1 protein-coding gene is annotated in these 2,676 nt (G+C 71.4%); it reads right to left on the reverse strand.

Features of this window, described 5'->3' with window-relative positions; all coding sequences use genetic code 11:
* Positions 1–2,610 (reverse strand): UDP-forming cellulose synthase catalytic subunit (bcsA, locus tag BKE38_RS26760; RefSeq protein WP_076960248.1); only part of this gene is annotated, 2,610 nt, incomplete at its 3' end.
* Positions 2,611–2,676 lie beyond the last annotated feature (66 nt).

Here is a 2,676-nt window from a genome sequence, read left to right on the forward strand (position 1 = left end):
GGCGCCGGGCATGCCGAAGATCGCCGGCGGAGCGCCGAGCGAGGGGTTGGAGGCCGGCGGCGCGCCCGGGGGGGCACCGGGCGGCGTGGCCTGGGCCAGCACAGGCGCCTGGGGCAGGCCCGGCGGCACGCCCGGGGCGCCCAGGATCGGCGGCGGGGTGGCGCCGGCGGTCGAGGATGCCGTCGAGGCGGGCATCGGCGGCATGGCCAGCGGCTGCATGCCGCCGCCGGCCGGCTGGCCGCCGAATTGCGAGGGGGTCAGCGGCGGCGGCACCGGCGGCGCCTGCAGACGCTGCGCCGCGGCGCTGCCGGCCATCGCGAGGCCGATGCCGGCCAGCAGCGCGATGCTGGCGGCGCGGCGGCCATTGCCGCTGGCCTTCTTGCGCGGCGCGGCGGGACCGGTGGAAGGGCCGGCGGCCGGCGGCGCGGCCGCGGCCAGCGTCGCATCCGGCGCGCCGGCGGCCATGTTCGGCGCGCGGCGGGCGGCGGCGGCGCGGGCCCGGGCGCGACGCTCGCGACGGCCACGGAAAGAAAGCTGGCTGTCGCCGCGGAACAGACCCGTGATGCTCACCACAACCTCCAGCAGAGCGCGCAGCGGTCGGTCGTGCCGCGCCTCGTCCCAGTCCATCCAGGCATCGGCGCGGCCGAGCACGGCGCGCACGATATTGCCTTCGTCCATCAGCTTCGACGGCAGGAAGCGGGCCTGCATGCGGCCGTTCTGCCAGCGCAGCACCTCGGCCGGCACCGTCACGCGGTCGGGGCCGAGGTCGAATTCCATCATCACCTTCGGATCGGCCGGCGGCTGCTCCGGCTGCGCCATGAAGACGGCGGCGCCGCCCAGCGACAGGTCGGCGCTCTCGCCCTCGATCCGGGTGCCGTCGGCGAAGATCACCGCCGTCGGCAGCCGCGCATTGACGCGGTGGCGCTCGCGCACCTGGCGCCGCTCACGGCCGACGGCCAGCCCCGCCATCACCGTGATCAGCGACAGGATCACCCAGAAGGTGTTCAGCGCATTGGCCTGGAATTCCAGGCTGGCCGGCGAGTTCGCCGCCATGCCGTAGATGCCCGACAGCAGGCCGAGCACCAGGAAGATGGCGATGACGAAGTTGGCGGCCACGGCGCGCAGGTCGAAGAAGCCTTCCTGCAGCGTGCCGCCCTTGTCGGTCACGTTGAACTTGCCGCGCTTCGGGTCGAACAGCGTCACCAGCACGACGGGCAGCAGGTAGATCGCCAGCACCGTCTCGTAGATCTCGGACCAGAAGCTGTGGCGCACCCGGCCCTGCACCCGGCTGTTGGTGCCGATCGAATGCACGATATGCGGGCCGGCATAGGCGAGGATGGCCAGCGGCGAGGCGGCGATCAGGTTCTGCCCGAACAGCAGGAAGGCTAGCGGCGCGGTCAGGAAGACCACGCGCGGCAGCGGGAACAGGAAGTGCCACTGGGCGTTCAGGTAGCAGAGCCGCTGGTACAGCTTCAGCCCCTTGCCCATCAGCGGGTTCTCGATCCGGAAGATCTGGATCATGCCGCGGGCCCAGCGCATGCGCTGGCCGATATGGGTGATCAACCGGTCGGTGGCGAGGCCGGCCGCCAGCGGCACGCGCAGATAGGCGGTGCGCCAGCCCAGCCGCTGCATCTTCAGCGAGCAGTGGCAGTCCTCGGTCACCGTCTGGGTCGGCACGCCGCCGACCTGCTCCAGCGCCTCGCGCCGCAGCACCGCGCAGGAGCCGCAGAAGAAGGTGGCGTTCCACAGGTCGTTGCCGGGCTGCACCAGGCCGTAGAACAGCAGGCCCTCGTTGGGCACGCGCTTGCCCGAGGCCAGGTTCCGCTCGAAGGGATCGGGCGAGTAGAAATGGTGCGGCGTCTGCAGCATGCCGATGCCCTTGTCGCGCAGCATCCAGCCGAGCGAGAGCTGCAGGAAGGCGCGCGTGGCGACATGGTCGCAGTCGAAGATCGCGATGTACTCGCCGGAGGTCCGGGTCATCGCGTGGTTGATGTTGCCGGCCTTGGCGCCCTTGTTGTCGGGGCGGATCATGTAGCCGCAGCCGACCTCGGCGGCGAATTGCCGGAATTCCTCCCGGCGGCCGTCATCGAGGATGTAGACGTTCATCTTGTCGCGCGGCCAGTCCATCGACAGCGCGCCGAACACCGCCGGCTTCACCACGTCGAGCGGCTCGTTGTAGGTCGGGATGAAGACGTCGACGGTGGGCCAGAGGTCGCTGTCGGCCGGCAGCGGCACCGGCTTGCGGTCCAGCGGCCAGAGCTGCTGGAAATAGGACAGCAGCAGGGCGGCGACGGCGTAGATCTCGGCCAGCAGCAGGCCGGTGCCGAGGAAGGTGGAGAGGAAGCCGGTATAGTCCAGCGTCTCCGTCACCCGCCAGTAGATGTAGCGCAGCGAGATCAGCGTCGACAGCGCCACCAGGAAGAACAGCGCGCCGCGCGAGCGGGCCCGGCCGACGATCAGGAAGACCAGGAAGCCGCCCAGCGCCAGCCAGGCCTGCTGCTCCGCCTCGAGCGGCGCGACCACGAAGGTCAACCCGATCACCGCGCCGAGCAGCGACAGCAGGCGCCCCAGCAGCGGCACGCGCGAGAGGATGTTGCGCATCGGACGCATGGTTACCGTCCACCCCAGAAGGGGGATTGGGCCAGGCCGAATCGCGGCACGGCGGGGGGTTCAGCG

The organism is Teichococcus deserti (genome assembly GCF_001982615.1).
Classification (GTDB): domain Bacteria; phylum Pseudomonadota; class Alphaproteobacteria; order Acetobacterales; family Acetobacteraceae; genus Pseudoroseomonas; species Pseudoroseomonas deserti.